Annotated in this window: 18 protein-coding genes; 4 read left to right on the top strand and 14 right to left on the bottom strand. The window is 67.5% G+C overall.

Annotated elements, in window-relative coordinates; translation table 11 throughout:
- Positions 1-1425 (bottom strand): glycerol-3-phosphate dehydrogenase/oxidase (locus AC5RTT_RS13085; RefSeq protein WP_494145556.1); only part of this gene is annotated, 1425 nt, incomplete at its 3' end.
- A 126-nt stretch (positions 1426-1551) separates the two neighbouring features.
- Here AC5RTT_RS13085 and AC5RTT_RS13090 point away from each other — a divergent pair.
- From AC5RTT_RS13090 to AC5RTT_RS13105, 4 genes are read left to right on the top strand one after another with little or no spacing between them, the layout of a single operon-like run.
- Positions 1552-2526, top strand: coding sequence for a sugar-binding transcriptional regulator (locus AC5RTT_RS13090; RefSeq protein WP_494145557.1), 975 nt, complete (start codon positions 1552-1554; stop codon positions 2524-2526).
- Positions 2527-2536: 10 nt separating this feature from the next.
- On the top strand, positions 2537-3406 hold the full coding sequence (locus AC5RTT_RS13095) for an aldo/keto reductase (RefSeq protein ID WP_494145558.1): 870 nt from the start codon (positions 2537-2539) through the stop codon (positions 3404-3406).
- A gap of 12 nt (positions 3407-3418) precedes the next feature.
- Entirely contained in the window at positions 3419-4348 is a 930-nt protein-coding gene (locus AC5RTT_RS13100) for an alpha/beta fold hydrolase (RefSeq protein ID WP_494145559.1), read from the top strand.
- Positions 4345-5430, top strand: a complete 1086-nt coding sequence (locus AC5RTT_RS13105; RefSeq protein ID WP_494145560.1) for a glycosyltransferase family 4 protein — start codon at positions 4345-4347, stop codon at positions 5428-5430. The genes AC5RTT_RS13100 and AC5RTT_RS13105 overlap by 4 nt, the downstream gene beginning before the upstream one ends.
- Here the strand turns inward: AC5RTT_RS13105 and AC5RTT_RS13110 are convergent.
- The 13 genes from AC5RTT_RS13110 to pyrR all read right to left on the bottom strand — a co-directional run bounded on the left by AC5RTT_RS13110 (position 5427) and on the right by pyrR (position 20582).
- A complete protein-coding gene (locus AC5RTT_RS13110; RefSeq protein ID WP_494145561.1) occupies positions 5427-7625 on the bottom strand; it encodes a primosomal protein N' family DNA-binding protein in 2199 nt (732 codons plus the stop codon). The two genes, AC5RTT_RS13105 and AC5RTT_RS13110, sit on opposite strands and share 4 nt — an antisense overlap.
- Before the next feature lie 65 nt (positions 7626-7690).
- Positions 7691-8926, bottom strand: a complete 1236-nt coding sequence (gene metK, locus AC5RTT_RS13115; protein WP_494145562.1) for a methionine adenosyltransferase — start codon at positions 8924-8926, stop codon at positions 7691-7693.
- A 76-nt stretch (positions 8927-9002) separates the two neighbouring features.
- On the bottom strand, positions 9003-10244 hold the full coding sequence (gene coaBC / locus AC5RTT_RS13120; RefSeq protein ID WP_494145563.1) for a bifunctional phosphopantothenoylcysteine decarboxylase/phosphopantothenate--cysteine ligase CoaBC: 1242 nt from the start codon (positions 10242-10244) through the stop codon (positions 9003-9005).
- Between the two features lie 37 nt (positions 10245-10281).
- Entirely contained in the window at positions 10282-10542 is a 261-nt protein-coding gene (gene rpoZ, locus AC5RTT_RS13125) for a DNA-directed RNA polymerase subunit omega (protein ID WP_003800778.1), read from the bottom strand.
- 15 nt (positions 10543-10557) lie between these two features.
- Entirely contained in the window at positions 10558-11151 is a 594-nt protein-coding gene (gene gmk / locus AC5RTT_RS13130; RefSeq protein WP_494009248.1) for a guanylate kinase, read from the bottom strand.
- 46 nt (positions 11152-11197) lie between these two features.
- Complete coding sequence (gene mihF / locus AC5RTT_RS13135) at positions 11198-11515, bottom strand: integration host factor, actinobacterial type (protein ID WP_494145564.1); 318 nt, start codon at positions 11513-11515, stop codon at positions 11198-11200.
- Positions 11516-11626: 111 nt separating this feature from the next.
- Positions 11627-12487, bottom strand: a complete 861-nt coding sequence (gene pyrF, locus AC5RTT_RS13140) for an orotidine-5'-phosphate decarboxylase (RefSeq protein ID WP_494145565.1) — start codon at positions 12485-12487, stop codon at positions 11627-11629.
- Positions 12480-15794 (bottom strand): carbamoyl-phosphate synthase large subunit, encoded by a 3315-nt coding sequence (carB, locus tag AC5RTT_RS13145; RefSeq protein ID WP_494145566.1) that lies wholly within the window; start codon positions 15792-15794, stop codon positions 12480-12482. The genes pyrF and carB overlap by 8 nt, the downstream gene beginning before the upstream one ends.
- Positions 15794-17143: a glutamine-hydrolyzing carbamoyl-phosphate synthase small subunit gene (carA, locus tag AC5RTT_RS13150; RefSeq protein ID WP_494145567.1), complete on the bottom strand. Its 1350-nt coding sequence runs from the start codon at positions 17141-17143 to the stop codon at positions 15794-15796. Before carA ends, carB begins: the two co-directional genes overlap by 1 nt.
- A complete protein-coding gene (locus AC5RTT_RS13155) occupies positions 17124-17642 on the bottom strand; it encodes a PH-like domain-containing protein (RefSeq protein ID WP_494124666.1) in 519 nt (172 codons plus the stop codon). Before AC5RTT_RS13155 ends, carA begins: the two co-directional genes overlap by 20 nt.
- Entirely contained in the window at positions 17642-18976 is a 1335-nt protein-coding gene (locus AC5RTT_RS13160) for a dihydroorotase (protein ID WP_494145568.1), read from the bottom strand. The genes AC5RTT_RS13155 and AC5RTT_RS13160 overlap by 1 nt, the downstream gene beginning before the upstream one ends.
- The gene (locus AC5RTT_RS13165) at positions 18976-19998 is read right to left on the bottom strand and encodes an aspartate carbamoyltransferase catalytic subunit (RefSeq protein ID WP_494145569.1); all 1023 of its coding nucleotides are present in this window, start codon (positions 19996-19998) and stop codon (positions 18976-18978) included. Before AC5RTT_RS13165 ends, AC5RTT_RS13160 begins: the two co-directional genes overlap by 1 nt.
- The gene (pyrR, locus tag AC5RTT_RS13170) at positions 19995-20582 is read right to left on the bottom strand and encodes a bifunctional pyr operon transcriptional regulator/uracil phosphoribosyltransferase PyrR (RefSeq protein ID WP_494103238.1); all 588 of its coding nucleotides are present in this window, start codon (positions 20580-20582) and stop codon (positions 19995-19997) included. Before pyrR ends, AC5RTT_RS13165 begins: the two co-directional genes overlap by 4 nt.
- Positions 20583-20647: the final 65 nt, after the last annotated feature.

The raw sequence follows: 20647 nt of genomic DNA on the forward strand, positions 1-20647 counted from the left end.
GGCGGGGAAGCCCGCACCGCCGCCGATGGGCAGCTGGGCCGTGGTCACTTTGCGGCCCTTGCCCAGCTCGGCCAGGACGTCGTCGGCCAGGTGCTCGGCGAGGGCACGGAATGTGGTCCACTTGCCGCCAACCAGGCTCAGGACGACGGCGCCCGTCCCGTCGGCTGCCGGACCGCGGCGCTCGATCCGGTAGTCGCGGGAGACGAAGCCCGGCTGGGTGGCGTCATGCCGGGGCAGGGGCCGCACGCCGGAAAAGGTGTAGACGATCTGTCCGCGGGACACCGGGACCGAGGGGAACACGTGCCCGATGAGGTCGAAGAAGTAAGAGATTTCCTCGTCGGTGCAGACGGCGTCCTCGGCCATGTCGGCATCCACGTCGGTGGTGCCCACCAGCACGCGGTCACCTATCGGGTAGATCAGGACGATGCGGCCATCCGTGTGCTCGAAGAAGATCTCCCCGCCCCGGCAGGCCTCGAGCAGGGCGGGGTTGTCCAGCACGATGTGCGAGCCCTTGGTGCCGCCCATGAAGGACGAGGCAGAGCCCATCGCCTGGTTGGTCAGGTCAACCCAGGCGCCGGTGGTGTTGACGATGACGTCGGCGGTGAAGTCGAATTCCTCCCCCGTCAGTTCGTCCCGGAGCCGGACGGCGCTCCCCCTGCCGGTTCCGGGGTTGGGCCGGGACGTCACGGACTGCAGTGACACGTAGTTGCTGGCACGGGCAGTGTCCCCTTGCCCCGGTGCAGTGCCCGTCCGGCCGGCCAGTTCGCCGTCCTGCAGCACGTCGAGGGTGAGCCGCTCGGGATTGTGCACGGACGCGTCGAAGTAGGTGGCCGTGTATTTGACGTCGGGCCGCAACGCGGGGAGCTCCGCCAGAGCACGCTTGCGGTCCAGGAACCGGTGCCGGGGCACTGTGCCGCCGGCTCGCGAAAAGGAGTCGTAGAGGCTCAGGCCGAGCTTGATCAGGAAGGCGCCGCGCTCCGTGGGCCTGCCCTGCTGCTTGTGCGTGAGGAAGCGCAAGGGCGCAGCCAGGACGCCGGAGAAGGTGCTGAAGATGGGAATGGTGGTCTGCAGCGGCTTGACGTAGTGCGGCGCGATCCGGAGCAGCCTGTTGCGCTCAACTACCGACTCCCGGACCAGGCGGAACTCGCCGTTCTCCAGGTAGCGGATGCCGCCGTGGATCATGTGCGATGAAGCACCGCTGGCACCCTGGCAGTAGTCACCGCGTTCCACGAGTGCCACGTCAACGCCCTGCAGGGCCAGGTCGCGGAATGTGCCCACGCCGTTGATGCCGCCACCCACCACCAGCACTTTGGCATGCGGACGCCGCCTCAGGTTGTGCACCGGGCTTCGCTCCACCCCCGGCTTCGGCGCTTCGGCGGACTGCCGGGGCGCGGATGGATGGACGGTTGGCTCTGTGGCTCCCACAACTACTCCTGGTGACTTTTCCTGATGCGCGGCCGCCGGACGCTGGCGCCGCCGTTCCCAAACCATGGTTGAACTGATGGAAAATGGAGTCAAGCTCAATGCACAAACGTGCAGAACGGATCGCCGATGAACCCCTCCCGGCACGCGGATGCCCTCCGCGCTGCACAGATGTACTACCTGCAGGACCTGACCATGGATGCCATCGCACGGGAACTTAGGACCTCCCGGTCAACGGTTTCCCGGCTTCTTTCCGCTGCCCGCGAATCCGGCCTGGTCCAGGTCCAGATCCGCAACCCCCTGGACACCGGGCCCGAGCTTGAGGGCATGATCCGGCGCCGCTACAACGTGGACGTGCACGTGGTGCCCGTCCTCGAGACGCTCAATGAAGCCGAAACCCTGGACCGGGTGGCCATCCAGGCAGCCCGGACCATCGGGCCGCTGGTGGACTCCAACACCATCATCGGGGTGGCGTGGGGATCGACCATCAGTGCGGTCAGCCGGAACCTGACCCGGAAAATCACCCATGACAGCGTCATTGTCCAGCTGAATGGCGCCGGCAACATGCACACCACCGGCATTACCTACGCCAGTGACATCATGCGCCGCTTCGGCAGTGCGTACGGGGCGCGCGTGGAGCAGTTCCCGGTGCCCGCTTTTTTCGACCATGCTGCCACCAAGACGGCCATGTGGAATGAACGCAGCGTGCAGCGCATCCTGGCCCTGCAAGCGAAGATGAGCATCGCCATCTTCGGCGTCGGCTCGGTGGATGCCGACTACCCGAGCCACGTCTACTCCGGCGGCTACCTGGACGAGGACGACCTCCACGCGCTGGCCACCTCCGATGTGGTGGGTGACGTTGCCACGGTCTTCTTCCGCGGCGACGGGTCCTCCGACGGCATCGTCCTGAATGAACGCTCCACCGGACCTGCTCTTTCCCAGCTGCGGCAGGTGCGGCGCAGGATCTGCGTGGTCTCCGGCGCCTCCAAGATCGACAGCCTGCGGGGAGCCCTGGCAGCAAACCTGGCCACCGACCTGATCCTGGATGAAGCAACCGCGCGGCGGCTGGTGGATTTCGAAGGCCTCGCCACCGCGAGTGGGTAGAGTCGATGCCATGAGAACCTCACCTCGGCTCAGCCTGAACAACGGCGTGCTGATCAACCAGCTTGGCTTCGGGCTGTACAAGGTGCCCGCTGCCGAGGCCGAAGGGCTCGTTGCGATGGCCCTGGCTGCGGGCTACCGCCACTTCGACACGGCAGCAATGTACGGCAACGAGCTGGGCGTGGCGCGTGGCATCAGCCCCCAGCTCAGCGCGCAGGCGGGCAGCGGAGGTTCAGGTGAGCTCTTTCCGGCCCTGTCCAGGGAGGACATCTTCATCACCACCAAGGTCTGGAACGACCACCACGGCTACGACGCCACGCTCCGGGCTTTCGACGAGTCGATGGTCAACCTGGGGCTGGACTACGTGGACATGTACCTCATCCACTGGCCCTGCCCGCGGCAGGGGCTATACCCGGAGACCTACCGGGCACTGGAAACGCTCTACCGGGAAGGCAAGGTGCGCGCCATTGGCGTCAGCAACTTCCAGCCCGCACACCTGGACCGGCTGCTGCAGACGGCCGAGGTGGTTCCGGCCGTCAACCAGATTGAGCTCCACCCCTGGCTGCAGCAGGAGGAACTGCGCAGCAAGCACAAGGAGCTGGGCGTTATGACTGAGGCCTGGAGCCCCCTCGGCAGGGGCGAGGTGCTTGCCGATCCGGTGATCGGGGCGTGCGCGGCAGAACACCGCAGGACTTCCGCCCAGGTGATCCTGCGCTGGCACATGCAGCTTGGCCATGTGGCCATTCCCAAGGCCAGCTCCGAAGCGCGGATCCGGGAGAACTTGGATGTCTTCGGCTTCGAACTCTCCGAGCGGGACATGGCAGCCATCGCGGGGCTCGAGCGCGGACACCGCACCGGTTCCCATCCGGACAACGTCAACTAGGAGCCGGAGGCAATGAAAACAACCAGCCCGGGACAGTCCTCCGCGGCCGCCTACATCAGTCCTGACCTCGCCGCCCGCACCACCGCCGCCACCGTGGAGGTGGACGGGGCTACGGTGGCCTACTGGACCTGTGAACCCCTGCACGCCACCCCGCACACGCGCACCATCTTGGTCATCCACGGCTTCCGTGGCGACCACCATGGCCTGCTGCGGGTTGCTGACCAGCTTCCCGACATGCGCCTCGTCATGCCCGACCTTCCCGGATTCGGCAGTTCCGGGGCGTTCCGGGCCGGCGCACACTCAGTGGAACGGTACGGGCGGTTCATCACGGACTTGATGGCGGCACTCGGCCTGGGCCCTGACACTGTCCTGCTGGGCCATTCGTTCGGGTCCATCATCGCCGCACACTTCGTGGCAGCCAATCCGGACGCAGTCAACCCGCTCATCCTCATCAACCCCATCGCCGCCCCTGCGCTCGAGGGGCCGAAGGGGATCATGACCCGGCTGGCGGTGCTGTACTACCGCCTGGGTGCCCGCCTCCCCGGGCCCCTGGGGCTCGCGCTGCTGCGCAGCCCGCTGATCGTCCGCGTGATGAGCGAAGCCATGGCCAAGACGAAGGACAGCGGCCTCCGCCGCTTCATCCATGGCCAGCACCATGCCTACTTCAGCGCCTTCGCGAACCGGGACAGCCTGCTCGAAGCCTTTACCGCCTCCGTCAACAGCCACGTGGCAGAGGTGGCCGGAAGCCTGCACCTTCCCGTGCTGCTGATTGCCGGGGAAAAGGACGAGATCGCCATGCTGCCGGACCAGCACCGCCTGGCGGCGCTCCTTCCGGACGCGCAGCTCAATGTGATTCCCGGCGTCGGGCACCTGATCCACTACGAGACGCCCGAGCCGGCCGCCCGCTACATCCGCAGCTTCCTGGAGGACCACCCCGCGTGAAGATCGTCATCGATGCCCGTTTCACCAGGACAGACCACCACGACGGCATCAGCCGCTACGGCGCAAGCCTGATTGCCGCGACGGCGAAAATCGCCGATGTTTCCATCCTGATTTCGGACGTCCGGCAGCTTGCCCTGCTTCCGGATGTCCCCTACACCCTGATCAGCAGCCCGCTGTCCCCCCGGGAGCTGTTCGTGGCGCGCACGGTCAACGCGCTGGGCGCCGACGTGGTGGTGTGCCCCATGCAGACCATGGGCAGCTGGGGGCGGAAATACGGACTGGTCCTGACCCTCCACGACCTCATCTATTACGAGCACCCGGATCCTCCCGGCTTCCTGCCCGCGCCCGTCCGCCTGCTGTGGCGGCTCTACCACAAGGCATTCTGGCCGCAGCGGGTGCTCCTCAACCGGGCCGATACGGTGGCCACGGTCAGCCGGACCACGGAAGCGCTCATTGCCAAGTACCGCCTGACCCGCCGCCCGGTGCGGATCATCAGCAACGCCCCGCAGCCGGAGCTGGACCCCCGGCCCGCAGAGGCCGGCGCGGAGAAGTCGATCGTCTACATGGGCTCCTTCATGCCCTACAAAAATGTGGAGACCATGGTAACCGGCATGGCGCAGCTTCCCGGCTACACCCTCCATCTGCTCAGCCGGATCACCCCGCAGCGGCGGGTGGAGCTGGAAGCCCTGGTTGCACCGGATGCCTCCGTGGTCTTCCACAACGGTGTGACCGACGAGGAATACGCGACGCTGCTGCGGACCGCCACGGCCCTGGTGAGCCTTTCCCGCGCCGAAGGCTACGGGCTCCCCCTGGTCGAGGCCATGGCGCTCGGCACTCCTGTTATCGCCAGCGACATTCCCATCTTCCGGGAAGTGGGTGGCGACGCGGCAACGTACGTGGATCCCGCCTCACCGGGGCAGTTCGCCGAGGCGGTGGCCAGGCTCCAGGATCCCGCCACCTGGCAGGCGGTGTCCCGCAGCTCCCTGGCCCGTGCCCGGGAGTTCAGCTGGGATGAATCGGCACGGCAACTGGTGGAGGTGGCCGCCGAGATCGTCAAGCGGCGCCGCGGCAGGACGCGCTAGAGTACGTCCACGCCGTCCAGCCGGAGCTGGACCGGATCCATGGTGCGCTTGGCGGCTGCAGCGGCCCGCGTCACCCGGAGCACGCGGACGACGGCGGCGGCCTGGCCGTAGGTGAAGAACAGCAGCGTCCGGACGTCCTCGGCAGGGCGGCCTGGCGCGGGCGGACCGCTCAGCAGCACGGGCGCGGGCCCTGCCGTGCGGAGTGCAATCCCGGCCGCGGCGAGTTGGGCTTCCACCGCGCCGGTGTAATGCTCGACGGCGGCCCTGGGCCCCGTGACCGAGGCAATCCGTACAGCCGGGGGCAACTGGAGTTCGGCACGGAGGGACAGTTCCCGCTGTGCATAGCCGGCCGGGTCCCAACGGAGAAGGGCACCGGTGGCGGCGGTGTCCGACGCCGTTACCACCACCAGTCCCCCGGCTGCCGCCGGACGGACCAGCGCGGCGGCATTGAACCAGCGCCGGACTGTGTCCTCACCGGCGCGCAGCGTTTCACGGCGCAACAGCGAGTCGCCGTCCAGCAGCAGCGCCGCCGCATAGCCGCCCTCCGCAACAGGTTCTGCCCCGACCGTCGCCACGACGAGGGCCTTGCCGCCACCCACGGACGACTTCACCTGGTCGCCGGAGGACGTCACCACGGTAGTGCCGGGGAACGCGCGGCCAAGTTCCTCCGCGGTGCGGAGCACGCCGGTGGCACCTTTGCGCAGCCGCCGCCCGCCGCAGTGGCCGCACCTCCAGTCGGGAGCGGGCGTGGAACACCAGCGGCACTGTGGCAGGGCGGAGGTGCCGGCCAGCGCCAGCGGCCCCTGGCACGTCCCGCAGCGGGCGGGTTCACGGCAGGTTTCACAGGCAAGCGACGGCGCATAACCGGCGCGCGCCACCTGGACCAGGACCTGGCCGCGTTCCAGGCCCTCCTTGGCGGCGCGCCAGGCGGCTCCGGGCAAGCGGGCCACCGTGGCCAATGGATCCCGTTCCTGTTCAAAGCTGTCTGCGGTATTAACTACCCGGGGCACGGTGCGGCGGACATCCTGTCGGTCCGCCTCCACGGAAAGCACCCACCCGGCTTCCACCAGGCGCTGCACCTCGGTGCTGCGGGAGTGCCCAGCAAGCAGGCAGGCCGCGCCCTCCTGCTCGGCGCGCAGCAGCAGGACCTCCCGCGCATGGGCGTACGGTGCGCGCTGCTCTATGTGGAGGTCGTCGCCGTCGTCCCAGCACACCACCAGGCCAAGGTTCCGGACGGGGGCGAACGCCGCTGACCTGGTGCCGATGGCCACGGTGGCCTGCCCGGCGAGGAGGCGCAGGAAGTTGCGGTAGCGGGGCGTTGGCCCGTCCTCCGCGGTGAGCCGGGCGACGGCGGCCTCCGGCAGCACGGCCTGCAGGGCATCTTCCAGCCGGGCCAGGTCGCGGTAGTCGGGAACCACCAGGACTGTGCCCCGGCCGGCGGCGTGGGCGGCGGCGGCCGCCTCGGCCAGCAGGCGGGGCCAGCCTCCGGGCCCGTACCCCTGCAGCGGATTGATGACGGCGCGCGGGGATCCGCCGCTGCCAAGGTGGCGCAGGAACGCCGGACCGTTGCGGTAATCCGTCCACGCGGAGGCGGCCGGCAGGCCGGATGCAGCCGCAGCATCCGCGCCCGTGCCTGCTTCCGGGCCAGTGGGTGATACCGAACCAGTGGGTGCTTCGGCTTCCGCCGCCCCCTCCGTGGCGGTGAGTAGAAATTCCTTGTCCAGGCGGGCCACCCTGGGCGGCACGGCAAGGCGGAGGACATCGCTGAGGGCTCCCGCGTACCGGGCGGCCACCGCGGCGGCAAGTTCCCGTACAGCGGGGGTCAGCACGGGAACCGGTGAAACCACCTTGCCCAGCGGCAGGAGGCTGGTCCCGGCGTCGGATTCCGCGAGCCGTTCCAGCAGGAACCCGGCCAGATCCTGGCCGTTGAAGCTGACCTTCACCCGGACACCGGGTGAAGCTTCTTCGTCCATGCTGGCCGGGACCGCGTAATCGAAGGGCCGGTCCAGGTGCGGCAGCGAGGATTCCACCAGCACACGGGCCACCGGAAGCGTGGCAGCCAGTGGTACGCCGCCCGGCAGCTTCCTTGATGGAAAGCCTTGGAGCAGGGAGGGCTGCACGGGCTGTCCCCCCGCGCTGGAAAGGGCAGAGCCCGGCTGGAAGGACCTGTCACCAACCACGGCTGCCGCCTCCATTCAGTTTCCGTCCGGACATGGCAAGCCAAGCACCGGGCACTGACATTCGGGCTCCCGGCAGTGTCCTAGGCGTTGAAGAATGCTTTCAGCTCGTCCACACGGTCCAGCCGCTCCCAGGTAAAGTCGGGCTCGTCGCGGCCAAAGTGCCCGTGGGCTGCTGTCTTGGCGTAGATAGGCCGCTTCAGGTCAAGGGCGTCGATGATGGCGCGGGGGCGCAGGTCGAAGATCTCGGCGATTGCGGCGCTGATCTTGGCGGGGTCCACGGTTTCGGTGCCGAAGGTTTCGACGTACGTGCCCACCGGTCGGGCCTGTCCGATGGCGTAGGCGATCTGTATTTCCGCTCGCTTGGCAAGTCCGGCGGCCACCACGTTCTTGGCGACCCACCGCATGGCGTAGGCGGCGGAGCGGTCCACCTTGGACGGGTCCTTGCCCGAGAAGGCACCGCCGCCGTGGCGGGCCATGCCGCCATAGGTGTCCACGATGATCTTGCGCCCGGTCAGGCCGGCGTCACCCACAGGGCCGCCGATGACGAATTCCCCGGCCGGGTTCAGGATGTTTTTGGCACGGGAGATGTCCAGGTTTGCCCCGGCAAGAACAGGCTCGATGACCACGGCCGCGAGGTCGGCACGGAGCTGGTCCAGGCTTGCGCCTTCAGCATGCTGGCTGGAGATGACCACGGTCTCCACCGAAACAGGAAGATCGCGGTCGTACCCTACAGTGACCTGGGTTTTGCCGTCTGGCCGCAGGTACGGCAGTTCGCCGGATTTCCGGACTTCGGTGAGCCGCTCGGACAGGCGGTGCGCAAGCCAGATGGGCGTGGGCATGTACGAGGGCGTTTCGTCGCTGGCATAGCCGAACATCAGGCCCTGGTCGCCCGCACCCTGCAGGTCGTAATCGTCCTCCTGGCGCCCCTCGCGGGCCTCCAGGGAGTTGAAGACGCCGCCGGCGATGTCATTGGACTGCTGGCCGATGGACACCGAAACGCCGCAGCGGGCGCCGTCGAATCCGTTCGCGGACGAATCATAGCCGATGCCGAGAATGGTCTCCCGGACGATCTGCGGGATCTCCACATAGGCGTCGGTGGTGACCTCGCCTGCCACATGCACCAGGCCGGTGGTGGCCATGGTTTCCACGGCGACCCTGGATTCCGGATCTGCGGCCAGCAGGGCGTCCAGGATGGCGTCACTGATCTGGTCGCAGATCTTGTCCGGGTGGCCCTCGGTGACCGACTCGGACGTGAAGAGCCGGAGCGCCGGGGGCGTGGCCGCGGAAGTCTGGGGAAGGTGCAGGGGTAAAGTCACTCAACTACCTTACTGGTTGGAGCACGTTGGCCCCGCGGGAGATGTCTTCCCGCGAAGCAAACGTGGCGCGGAACACTCAGGCCCGGGGTGAAACAGAGTTCAGTTCGAAACCGATGCGGTTGATGATGGCCTCGGAAACCTCTGCCTTGGTCCCCGACGCCTCCTGGGGTTCGGAGCCGGAACGGGCCAGAATGACCACGGAGTTGGTGTCCTGGCCAAACACCTTGTCCGAACCGACGTGGTTGACCACCAGGAGGTCGCAGCCCTTGCGCTGCAGCTTGGCCTCAGCGTATGCCAGGACGTCTCCCTGGCTGTCGCCGGTCTCGGCGGCGAATCCGACGATCAGCCGGTGCCGTCCTTCGTCCCCGGCGGCGTTCCGGACTTCAACCAGTTCATGCAGGATGTCCGGGTTGCGGACCAGTGTGATGACGGGATCGGCGCTGTCATCGCGCTTCTTGATTTTGGTATTGGAGACCACGGCCGGCCGGAAGTCGGCGACGGCGGCGGACATGATGACGACGTCTGAATCCGCGGCCGCAGCCAACGCGGCCTCGCGCAGCTGGAGTGCCGTTTCGACCGTCACCACCTCAACGCCGGCGGGCGGCGGAACTTCCATGTGGGCAGCCAGCAGGCGGACAGTTGCCCCGGCATTGCGGGCAGCCACGGCCAGGGCCACCCCCTGCTTCCCGGAGGACCGGTTGCCAAGGAACCGGACCGGGTCCAGGGGTTCGCGGGTGCCGCCGGCGCTGATGGTGACGGTCCGGCCCGCCAGCGGCAGCTGGAAGTCGGTCTGGCCCTGGACCAGGGCCATGGCGGCGTCGTAAATGACCTGCGGTTCAGGCAGCCGCCCTGGGCCCGAATCGGCACCCGTCAGCCGCCCGGTGGCAGGTTCCAGGACGGCTGCGCCCCGGCCGCGGAGGGTTTCCACGTTGGCGCGGGTGGCCGCATGCTGCCACATTTCGGTGTGCATGGCCGGGGCGAACAGGACCGGTCCGCGGGCCATGAGGAGCGTGTTGGTGAGGAGGTCGCCGGCCTGTCCTGTCGCGGCCTTGGCCAGGAGGTCGGCCGTGGCCGGTGCAACCACCACAAGGTCGGCCTCGTGGCCAAGGCGTACGTGGTTGACTTGGTGGACGTCATCGAAAACGCTGTTGCTGACCGGGTTTCCGGACAGTGCCTCCCAAGTGGCAGTCCCCACGAAGCGGGTGGACGCCTCCGTGGGAATGACGGTCACGTTGTGGCCGGCTTCAGTAAAAAGCCGGAGGAGCGATGCCACCTTGTAGGCGGCGATCCCTCCCCCGACTCCGAGGACTATGCGCACGTGACCTCCGTCAACAGCAAGTCAGTTCAGCGGCAAATTACTCTGCGGCTTCGATCGGCGTGGAAACCAGCTTGCCTTCGTTGATCTCGCGCAGGGCGATCGAGAGCGACTTCTCGTTCAGCTTGGTGTCGACCAGCGGGCCGACGTACTCGAAGAGGCCCTCGTGCAGCTGGGCGTAGTAAGCGTTGATCTGACGAGCACGCTTGGCACCGAAGATCACCAGGCCGTACTTGGAATCGGCTGCCTCGAGCAGCGAGTCGATCGGCGGGTTGATGATGCCTTCAAGGTTCGTGGACACGAATTCTCCAAATTCCTAGCGGGCTGACGGTTCCGGCAGATGCGGATGCGGGGTCAGCCCCATGAGTGAAACAAGCTCGTCCGCTGCCCGGCGGACGTCGTCATTGATGACGGTGTGGTCGAACTCCGGTTCAGCAGCAAGTTCCAGTTTAGCGGTTTCCAGGCGCCGCTGCTGTTCATCGGGCGTTTCGGTGCCGCGGCCCACCAGCCGGCGGACCATTTCGTCCCAGGTGGGCGGGGCCAGGAAGACAAACTGGGCGTCCGGCACGGCCGCCTTGACCTGCCGTGCACCCTGCAGGTCGATTTCCAGGAGCACGGAACGGCCCTCGGCGATGGCCTTGTCCACTGTGCTCTTCAGAGTGCCGTAGGTGTTCTGGCCGTGGACCACTGCCCATTCCAGCAGCTCGCCGTCTGCGATGAGCTGCTCGAACTCCTCCTTGGACTTGAAGAAGTAGTGGACGCCGTCCACTTCGCCGGGCCGTGGCGCCCTGGTGGTGGCCGAGACGGAAAGCCAGACCTCGGGGTAGTTGTCGCGGATGTAGGTGGACACGGTGCCTTTGCCAACAGCCGTCGGACCAGCGAGGACTGTCAGTCCAGGTTTCTTGCTCACGTATTCCTTTGCCGGAGTTCGGGGATGGGCGGGGTACGTGCCCGCCCTAATGCTCGTCTATAAAATCTACCAGCGCCCGGCGCTGGTGGACGCCCAGCCCGCGGACCCTGCGGGAGGTGGCAATGCCCAGCTGCTCCATGATGGCCGCCGCCCGGACCTTGCCGATTCCGGGCAGCGCCTCGAGAAGCTCGGAAACCCGCATCCGCGCCAGGGCGTCGTCCTCCATGGCGGAGTTGATGATGTCCGCAGCGGACCTCTTGCCGTTCTTCAGGCTTTGCTTGGCCGCCGCGCGGGCGGCCCTGGCGGCGGCTGCCTTGTTCAGGGCGTCAGCCCGTTCCGATGCGGTCAAAGGTCGCAGCACCATGGCGGACACCCCCGGATTCGGCGGATTCGTCCAAGGGCGGCCGCCCTTGAACCTGTCCCTGAAACTACCCTCTGGTGCGGCCTGAATCAATGCATCCAGGCAAACGGAACGTTATTCGCCGCGCAGCCCGTCCAGCGTCCTCAGGGCCGCGTCACGGAGGCCGCCAAGTCCCGGGCCGGCGGCGAGGATGTCCCGGCTGGAGGTCCCCAGCACCTGGGAATAGGCCGTTCCGAACGTTGCCCGGAGATCGGCCGGGGTGGCCCCCTGCGCGCCCAGCCCGGGGGCGAGGATGGGACCCCGCACTGCCGCAAGATCCATTCCAAGGTCAGCCAGGGCGCTGCCCACGGTTGCCCCGATCACCAGCCCGACGGAACCGAGCGCACCGGGGTAGCGGGTGTTCTCGGCAGCGGCGGCTCCGGCGATCCCGCGCGCTACGGACTCCGCTCCCCCAACGTGCTGGACGGACGGGCCCTCCGGGTTGGAGGTTAGGGCGAGGACGAAGACGCCCCGTCCGGTCTCCGCGGCCAGGTCCAGGGCCGGCCGGAGCGATTCAAAGCCCAGGTACGGGCTTAGGGTCACCGAGTCGGCTGCCAGCGGTGATCCGTCGCGCAGCCAAGCGTCCGCGTAGGCGGCCATGGTGGATCCGATGTCACCGCGCTTGGCGTCGGCAATCGTCAGCACCGACTCGTCCCGGGCGGCGGCGAGGAGCTCTTCCAGCACAGCCATGCCCGCCGAACCGTGGCGCTCAAAGAGCGCCACCTGCGGCTTGACCGCGGCAGCGAGGGAAGCCACGGCTTCCAGGACGGTGAGCGAAAAGCTCCTCAGCCCGGCGGCGTCGTCGTCCAGTCCCCAACTCTTCAGCAGGGCAGGGTGCGGGTCAATCCCGACACAGAGCGGGCCGCGGGCGGTCATGGCGGCGCCGAGCCGGGAGCCGAATGACTCCCGGCCGGCGCCGGATACCTGGTCAGGCATTCTGCAGGGCCGCCTTCTGCGATTCCGCCAGGGCGGCGGCGTGCTCCTGCAGGCTGGTGACCGACCATTCGTAGGTGCGCAGGGCCTCGATGGCCTGGACCGCCGCGTTGAATTCGGCCACCGTGGTGATGCAGGGAATGCCGATCGACGTGGCGGCGGCGCGCAGCTCGTAGCCGTCGCTGCGGGCCTCGCCACCGGACGGCGTGTTGAATACCATGTCGATCTCGCCGGCAACCACCAGGTCGGCGATGGTGCCCTCGCCTTCGGCGCTGCTGCCTTCGGCAACCTTCCGGACCGGGGTGGCCTGGATACCGTTGCGGCGCAGGACATCGGCGGTGCCGCCAGTGGAGACGATTTCGAAACCGAGGTCCGAGAGCCGCTTGACGCCCATGATGACGGAGCGCTTGTCGCGGTTGGCCACGGAGACGAAGACCTTGCCCTCCGTGGGCAGGGCGTTGTTGGCGCCGGCCTGGCTCTTGGCGAAGGCGGTGTCGAAGTGCTTGTCGATGCCCATGACTTCGCCGGTGGAACGCATTTCCGGGCCGAGGAGGGAATCCACGACCTTGCCTTCGAGGGTCCGGAAGCGGCTGAAGGGCAGGACTGCTTCCTTGACGGCCACCGGCGCGTCCAGGGGCAGCGTGGATCCGTCACCCGTCTCAGGCAGCATCTTGTAGGCGCTGCGGAGCTGGTTGATGGTCACGCCCGTGCCGATCAGGGCGGCGGCCTTGGCCATCTGGACGCCCGTTGCCTTGGACACGAACGGAACCGTGCGGGATGCGCGGGGGTTGGCTTCGAGGACGTACAGGACGTCCGAGGCCAGCGCGAACTGGATGTTGATCAGGCCCCGCACGCCCACGCCCTCGGCGATGGCGCGGGTGGCCGTGCGCACCCGCTCGATGACGTTGCTGCCCAGCGTGATGGGCGGCAGGACGCAGGCGGAGTCGCCGGAGTGGATGCCGGCTTCCTCGATGTGCTCCATGATGCCGCCAAGGTACATGTCGGTGCCGTCGAAGAGGGCGTCGACGTCGATCTCGACGGCGTCCTCCAGGAAGCGGTCGATCAGGACCGGGTGGTCCGGGGTGATCTCGGTGGCGTTGGCGATGTAGCGGGAGAGGTTGGCCTCGTCGTAGACGATTTCCATGCCGCGGCCGCCCAGGACGTAGGACGGGCGCACCAGCACGGGGTAGCCGATTTCGTCTGCGATCTTCTTGGCGTCCTCGAAGGACACGGCGGTGCCGTTCTTCGGGGAGACGAGTCCTGCCTTGTCCAGGACCCGGGCAAACGCTCCGCGGTGCTCGGCCAGGTCGATGGCCTCCGGGGAGGTGCCAAGGATCGGAACCCCGGCGTCGGCGAGCTGCTGTGCAAGCTTCAGCGGTGTCTGGCCGCCGAGCTGGACGAACACACCCATGACGCCCCCGGTCCGCTCTTCGGCCGCGATGACCTCCAGCACGTCCTCGAGCGTCAGCGGCTCAAAGTACAGGCGGGTGGAGACGTCGTAGTCGGTGGAGACGGTTTCCGGGTTGCAGTTGACCATCACAGTTTCGTAGCCGGCCTTGCGCAGTGCCATGGAGGCGTGCACGCAGGAGTAGTCGAACTCGATGCCCTGGCCGATCCGGTTGGGCCCGGAGCCCAGGATGAGGACGGACGGCTTGGAGTGCAGCGCCACCTCGTCCTCTTCGTCGTAGGCGGAGTAGTGGTACGGGGTGTAGGCGGCGAATTCGGCGGCGCAGGTGTCCACTGTCTTGTAGACCGGGCGGATGCCGAGGGCCTGCCGGACGCCACGGACCACGGCTTCGGAGTTGTGCGTGAGCGTTCCGATCTGCTCGTCCGAGAAGCCGTGGCGCTTGGCGCGCTGCAACATCTCCTTCGTGAGGGCGCCGGCCTGCCGGATTTCGCGGGAAATCTCGTTCAGCAGCTGGAGCTGGTCAAGGAACCACGGGTCGATCTTGGTGGCTTCGAACAGCTGCTCCACCGTGGCACCGCCCAGGAGGGCACGCTGGACCTGGTGCAGGCGTTCGGTGGTGGGGCGCTTGGCCTTTTCGATGAGCTCCGGGACTTCCCATTCGGGAACGCTGCTGAAGTCCAGCTGCGAGCCCTTCTGCTCGAGGGAGCGCAGGGCCTTCTGCAGGGCTTCGGTGAAGTTGCGGCCCATGGCCATCGCTTCGCCCACCGACTTCATGGTGGTGGTCAGCGTGTTGTCCGCTGCGGGGAACTTCTCGAACGCGAACCGGGGCACCTTGACCACGACGTAGTCCAAGGTGGGCTCGAAGGACGCCGGGGTCTTCTGGGTGATGTCGTTCGGGATCTCGTCCAGGGTGTAGCCCAGCGAGAGCTTGGTGGCGATCTTGGCGATGGCGAAGCCGGTGGCCTTGGACGCCAGGGCGGACGAGCGGGAAACCCGGGGGTTCATCTCGATGACCACTACGCGGCCCGTGGCGGGATCAATGGCGAACTGGATGTTGCAGCCGCCGGTGTCCACGCCCACTTCGCGGATGACGGCGATGGCGACGTCGCGCAGCTTCTGGTACTCGCGGTCGGTCAGGGTCAGCGCGGGAGCCACGGTGATGGAGTCTCCGGTGTGGACGCCAACGGGATCGAAGTTCTCGATGGAGCAGACCACAACCACGTTGTCGTTCTTGTCCCGCATCATCTCGAGCTCGTATTCCTTCCAGCCGAGGATGCTCTCTTCGAGCAGGACCTCGCTGGTGGGGCTGTACTGCAGGCCCTGGCCGACGATGCGGCGCAGGTCGTCCTCGTTGTAGGCCAGGCCCGAGCCCAGGCCGCCCATGGTGAAGGAGGGGCGGACCACCATAGGGTAGCCGAGATCCTCGGCGGCCTTGAAGGCCTCGTCCATGGTGTGGATGATGTGGCTGCGCGCGGACTCGGCGCCGCAACGCTCCACCACGCCCTTGAACTTCTCACGGTCCTCGCCGAGTTCGATGGCGGCGATGTTGGCGCCGATGAGCTCCACGTTGTACTTCTCGAGCACGCCGTTCTTGTCCAGCGCGATGGCCGTGTTCAGGGCCGTCTGCCCGCCCAGGGTGGGCAGGACGGCGTCCGGACGCTCCTTGGCGATGATCTTCTCCACCACCTCCGGGGTGATGGGTTCGACGTAGGTGGCGTCGGCGAACTCGGGGTCCGTCATGATGGTGGCAGGGTTGGAGTTCACCAGGATGACCCGCAGGCCCTCCTCTTTGAGGACACGCAGGGCCTGCGTGCCGGAGTAGTCGAACTCGGCCGCCTGGCCGATGACGATGGGTCCGGATCCGATGACCAGGACGCTCTTAAGGTCTGTTCTCTTGGGCATTACTTCTTGTCCTCAGTCTTGTTGGTGCCCTGCTGCAGGGCGGCGTCGCGGTCGATCGGGTTGTGCACGGAGTCCACGGGCTCCTTTGACAGGTTGGCGGTGCGGCCGTCCCGGGTTCCCGCCATCAGTTCGATGAAGCGGTCGAAGAGGTAGGCGGCGTCGTGCGGGCCGGCCGCCGCTTCGGGGTGGTACTGGACGGAGAACGCGGGGATGTCCAGGCAGGCGAGGCCCTCGACGACGTCGTCGTTGAGGCTGACGTGGCTGACCTCAACGCGGCCGTAGCGCTCCTCCGGAGCCTGGGTGGCGCCGTCGAGCGGGGCGTCCACGGCAAAGCCGTGGTTCTGGGACGTGATTTCCACCTTGCCCGTGCGGCGGTCCATGACGGGCTGGTTGATGCCGCGGTGGCCGTAGCGGAGCTTGTAGGTGCCGAAGCCGAGCGCGCGGCCCAGGATCTGGTTGCCGAAGCAGATGCCGAAGTAGGGCAGCTTTTCGTCCAGGACGGAGCGGAGCAGCTTGACCTGCGTTTCGGCTGTGGCGGGATCGCCGGGGCCGTTGGACATAAAGAAGCCGTCCGGGTTTACGGCCTTGACGTCCTCAAGGGTGGCCGTGGCCGGCAGGACGTGGACGCGGACGCCGCGTTCGGCGAACCGCACCGGGGTCATGGCCTTGATGCCGAGGTCGACCGCGGCGATGGTGAAACGGGGTTCTCCGTCCCAGCCGTGGTCCTTGGGCTCCACGACGTACGCCTCGTCCACGCTGACTTCCTCGGCCAGGCGGGCGCCTTCCATGGGTGCGCTGGCCAGGACCGCGTCAAGGAGTTCCTTGTCGGTTGCCTGGGCTGACTCGCCGGAGAAGATGCCGGCCCGCATGGTTTTGTGCTCCCGCAGGTGGCGGGTGATGGCACGCGTGTCCACGCCCTGGATGCCGACGATCCCCTGCTCCACCAGTTCCTCGTCGAGGGAGCGTTCGGACCGCCAGTTGGAAGGCCGCCGTGCGGCGTCCCTGACGATGTAGCCCGCCACCCAGATGCGGCGGGACTCGGCGTCCTCGCTGTTGACGCCGGTGTTGCCGATATGCGGGGCGGTCTGGACCACCAGCTGCCGGGCGTAGGAGGGGTCCGTGATGGTTTCCTGGTACCCGGTCATGCCGGTGGCGAAAACCGCTTCGCCCAGCGCCGTTCCGGTGGCGCCGTAGCTGGTTCCGCGGAAGATGCGGCCGTCTTCGAGGACGAGGGCTGCCGGAGCGGAGGTAGTTGCTGTCACTGTATTCGCTTTCACTGCTGGGTCTGTGGCTGCTGGCGTGTTTGCTGCGGGCGTATCCGTCACTGTCTTACTTTCCACTGTTGGCACCTGCGGCCGGGGCTGAGGAGATCAATTCCTGGAGTGCTGCATAGAGCGTGTCCTTGTCCGCGGCACGGCGGGTGCGGAACCCGGTGTCCAGCTCGTGGGAGCCGTGCAGCCAGGTCAGCACCAGCAGCCCGTCCTTCTCGACGAACTTTCCGGCCATCCCGCTGTCCTGCCGGACGCCGCCGAGCGCGGCGGCGGGAATGTACAGTGCCGGGGCACCGGAGCGGTCGAAAAGGACGCCGTGGGGGTACACCGAGAGGGTGGCGTTGGTCCGGATGCCCAGGCCGTGCACGGCGATCCGGTCCAGCCAGTCGCCGCCGGTGGTGGTGGCAACATACTGGCCCTCGGCTGTGGTGAGCGGCTCGCCGGGTGCCGCGGGCACGGGAGGCAGCTGTTCGACGTCGGACTGGCGCTTCAGGCGGTTCCGCCAGCCGATAGCGAGCAGGACGAAGACGACGGCGACGACCGCCAGCATCGCCAGTCCGGGGAGGATTTTGTCCATCACGCGCCTGCCGGAACGGTTGCGTACGGGTACGGGGCGTTCAGTTCGCCGTCCAGGACGGTGGGGTGCCCCTTGAAGAACGTGGCCACCACCTTGCCGGGCAGTTCGCGGCCCTTGAACGGCGAGTTCCGTCCCATGGTTGCCATCCGGTACGGGTCCACGGTCCAGCGTGCCGCCGGGTCCACCAGGATGAGGTTGGCGGGCTCCCCTGCTTCCAGGGGACGGCCCTGGTCGCCGAGGCGGCCAATCCTGGCCGGCGCGGTGGAGGTGACGCGGGCGAAGTCGGCCCAGGTCATCAGGCCCGTTTCAATCATGGTGTGCTGCACCACGGACAGCGCGGTTTCCAGTCCGGTCATGCCCATGGCGGCCTGTGCCCATTCGCATTCCTTGTGCTCGCTGGGGTGCGGGGCGTGGTCGGTACCCACGACGTCGATGGTGCCGTCGGCCAGCCCCGCACGCAAGGCCTGGACGTCGGCGTCGGTACGCAGCGGCGGGTTGACCTTGAAGACGGGATCGTAGCTGCGGACCAGGTCGTCCGTGAGCAGCAGGTGGTGCGGCGTGACCTCGGCGGTGACGTCAATCCCGCGTTCCTTGGCCCACCGGATGATCTCAACCGATCCGGCCGTGGACACGTGGCAGACGTGCAGGCGGGAGCCCACGTGCTGGGCGAGCAGGACGTCGCGGGCGATGATGCTTTCCTCGGCGACAGCAGGCCATCCGGTCAGGCCCAGGACGGCTGAGACTTCGCCTTCGTTCATCTGGGCACCGGCGGTCAGGCGGGGTTCCTGCGCGTGCTGCGCCACCACGCCGTCGAACGCCTTGACGTATTCCAGGGCGCGGCGCATCAGCACGGGGTCGTGGACGCAGATGCCGTCGTCGGAGAACATCCGGACCCGGGCCCGGGAGTCTGCCATGGCACCGAGTTCGGCGAGCTGCTCGCCGGCGAGGCCCACAGTGACGGCGCCGACCGGACGCACATCCACCCAGCCGGCGGTGCGGCCGAGGGTGTAGACCTGTTCAACCACGCCGGCGGTGTCCGCCACGGGGGTGCTGTTGGCCATCGCGTGGACGGCGGTGTAGCCGCCCAGTGCCGCGGCGCGGGTTCCCGTTTCCACCGTCTCCGCGTCTTCCCGGCCCGGCTCGCGAAGGTGCGTGTGCACATCCACCATGCCGGGCAGGGCAACCAGGCCGGCTGCGTCAATAACTGTTGCATCGCCGGCGGACAGGCCGGCTCCGGTTTCGGCAATGACGCCATCCCGGATCAGCAGGTCCGCCGGTTCGCCGCCCAGGATCGAGGCGCCGCGGATCAGATAGGTTCCGGTGTTGCCTGCCATCAGTTGCTCTCCTTGGTATGGGCGGTGCCGGCCGTGGCCAGGACCGGTTGGGCTGGTTCACGGGTGTCCCCGGAGAGCAGCAGGTACAGGGCGGCCATCCGCACGGACACGCCGTTGCGGACCTGGGCCAGGACGGTGGACCGGGGTGAATCGGCGGCGGCCGCGGAAATCTCCAGGCCGCGGTTCATGGGGCCCGGGTGCATGATGATGGTGTCCTTCATGCCTAGGCGGTCCAGCGTCCGCAGGCGGTTGTCGTCGAAGCCCCAGCGCCTCGAGTATTCGCGGGTGCTGGGGAAAAACGACGCGTTCATCCGTTCACCCTGGACCCGGAGCATCATGACGGCGTCCACGCCCTGCGCCAGCGTGTCGTCCAGGTTGTAGCTGACTTTGCAGGGCCATTTTTCGACGCCGATGGGCAGCAAGGTAGGCGGTGCCACCAGCGTGACGTCTGCCCCGAGCGTACGCAGGAGCCAGACGTTGGAGCGGGCCACCCTGGAATGCAGGACGTCGCCGGCGATGGCCACGCGCATCCCTTTCAGGTCGGCGCCCTCGGAGCCAGCGCCGGACAGCCGCGCCCAGTGCCGGCGCATGGTGAAAGCATCCAGCAGTGCCTGCGTGGGGTGCTCGTGCGTGCCGTCGCCGGCGTTGATGACGGCGGCGTCGATCCAGTCCGTAGCGGCCAGCCGGTGCGGGGCACCGGATGCCCAGTGACGGATGACGACGGCGTCAGCGCCCATCGCGGAAAGGGTTTGGGCCGTGTCCTTCAGGGACTCGCCCTTTGACACCGATGATCCCTTGGCTGCGAAGTTGATGACGTCGGCGGAGAGGCGCTTGGCAGCGGCTTCGAACGAGATACGGGTGCGGGTGGAGTCTTCGAAAAAGAGGTTCACCACTGTGCGGCCGCGCAGCGCGGGCAGCTTCTTCACTTCGCGGTCGCCCACGGCTGCCATCTCCTCGGCGGTGTCCAGGATGCTGATGGCGTTGGAACGGCTAAGGTCCTGGGTGGAGAGCAGGTGCTTCACGAGCCGCCTTCGATCACTACTTCGTTGGTGGGGGTGCCGCCGGGGGGTGTGTCCGTTTCTTCGAGCCGGACCCGGACCTTCTCGGAGGAGGACGTGGGCAGGTTCTTGCCCACATGGTCGGCGCGGATGGGCAGTTCACGGTGGCCGCGGTCGATCAGCACAGCCAGCCGGACAATGCGGGGACGGCCCAGGTCGATGAGTGCGTCCAGGGCGGCGCGAATGGTGCGCCCCGAGTAGAGGACGTCGTCGATCAGCACCACAACTTTGTTGTCGATGCCGGTGCGCGGAAGCTTGGTGGGATAGGGCGGCCGGGTTCCCTGGTGCGAGAGGTCGTCCCGGAACATGGTGACGTCGAGCTGGCCAACGATAGCGGCAGCATCAACGGAGCCGTCCGCAGCGGCGATTTTTCCGGCGAGCCGGACTGCCAACGGGTAGCCGCGGCGCGGGATGCCCAGCAGGACCAGGTCCTTGGACCCCTTGTTGGCCTCGAGGATCTCATGGGCGATACGAGTGAGGGCACGGTCAATGTCAGCCGAATTCAGGACTGTCCTGGCTGGAACCGGTGCGCTGGTGACAGAAGTCAACGCTCGTCTCCCCTTTCCCCGCCTCACAGGACGGAATTAAAAAAGGATCATGTGCGGTTCCAAAA

The organism is Arthrobacter sp. Y3221157 (assembly GCF_059089865.1).

Coding starts and splice junctions, on each gene's coding strand:
- AC5RTT_RS13090 (WP_494145557.1), top strand. CDS start 1,552: ATGAACCCCTCCCGGCACGCGGATGCCCTCCGCGCTGCACAGATGTAC.
- AC5RTT_RS13095 (WP_494145558.1), top strand. CDS start 2,537: ATGAGAACCTCACCTCGGCTCAGCCTGAACAACGGCGTGCTGATCAAC.
- AC5RTT_RS13100 (WP_494145559.1), top strand. CDS start 3,419: ATGAAAACAACCAGCCCGGGACAGTCCTCCGCGGCCGCCTACATCAGT.
- AC5RTT_RS13110 (WP_494145561.1), bottom strand. CDS start 7,625: ATGGAGGCGGCAGCCGTGGTTGGTGACAGGTCCTTCCAGCCGGGCTCT.
- mihF (WP_494145564.1), bottom strand. CDS start 11,515: ATGGTGCTGCGACCTTTGACCGCATCGGAACGGGCTGACGCCCTGAAC.
- pyrF (WP_494145565.1), bottom strand. CDS start 12,487: ATGCCTGACCAGGTATCCGGCGCCGGCCGGGAGTCATTCGGCTCCCGG.
- carB (WP_494145566.1), bottom strand. CDS start 15,794: ATGCCCAAGAGAACAGACCTTAAGAGCGTCCTGGTCATCGGATCCGGA.
- AC5RTT_RS13155 (WP_494124666.1), bottom strand. CDS start 17,642: ATGGACAAAATCCTCCCCGGACTGGCGATGCTGGCGGTCGTCGCCGTC.
- AC5RTT_RS13160 (WP_494145568.1), bottom strand. CDS start 18,976: ATGGCAGGCAACACCGGAACCTATCTGATCCGCGGCGCCTCGATCCTG.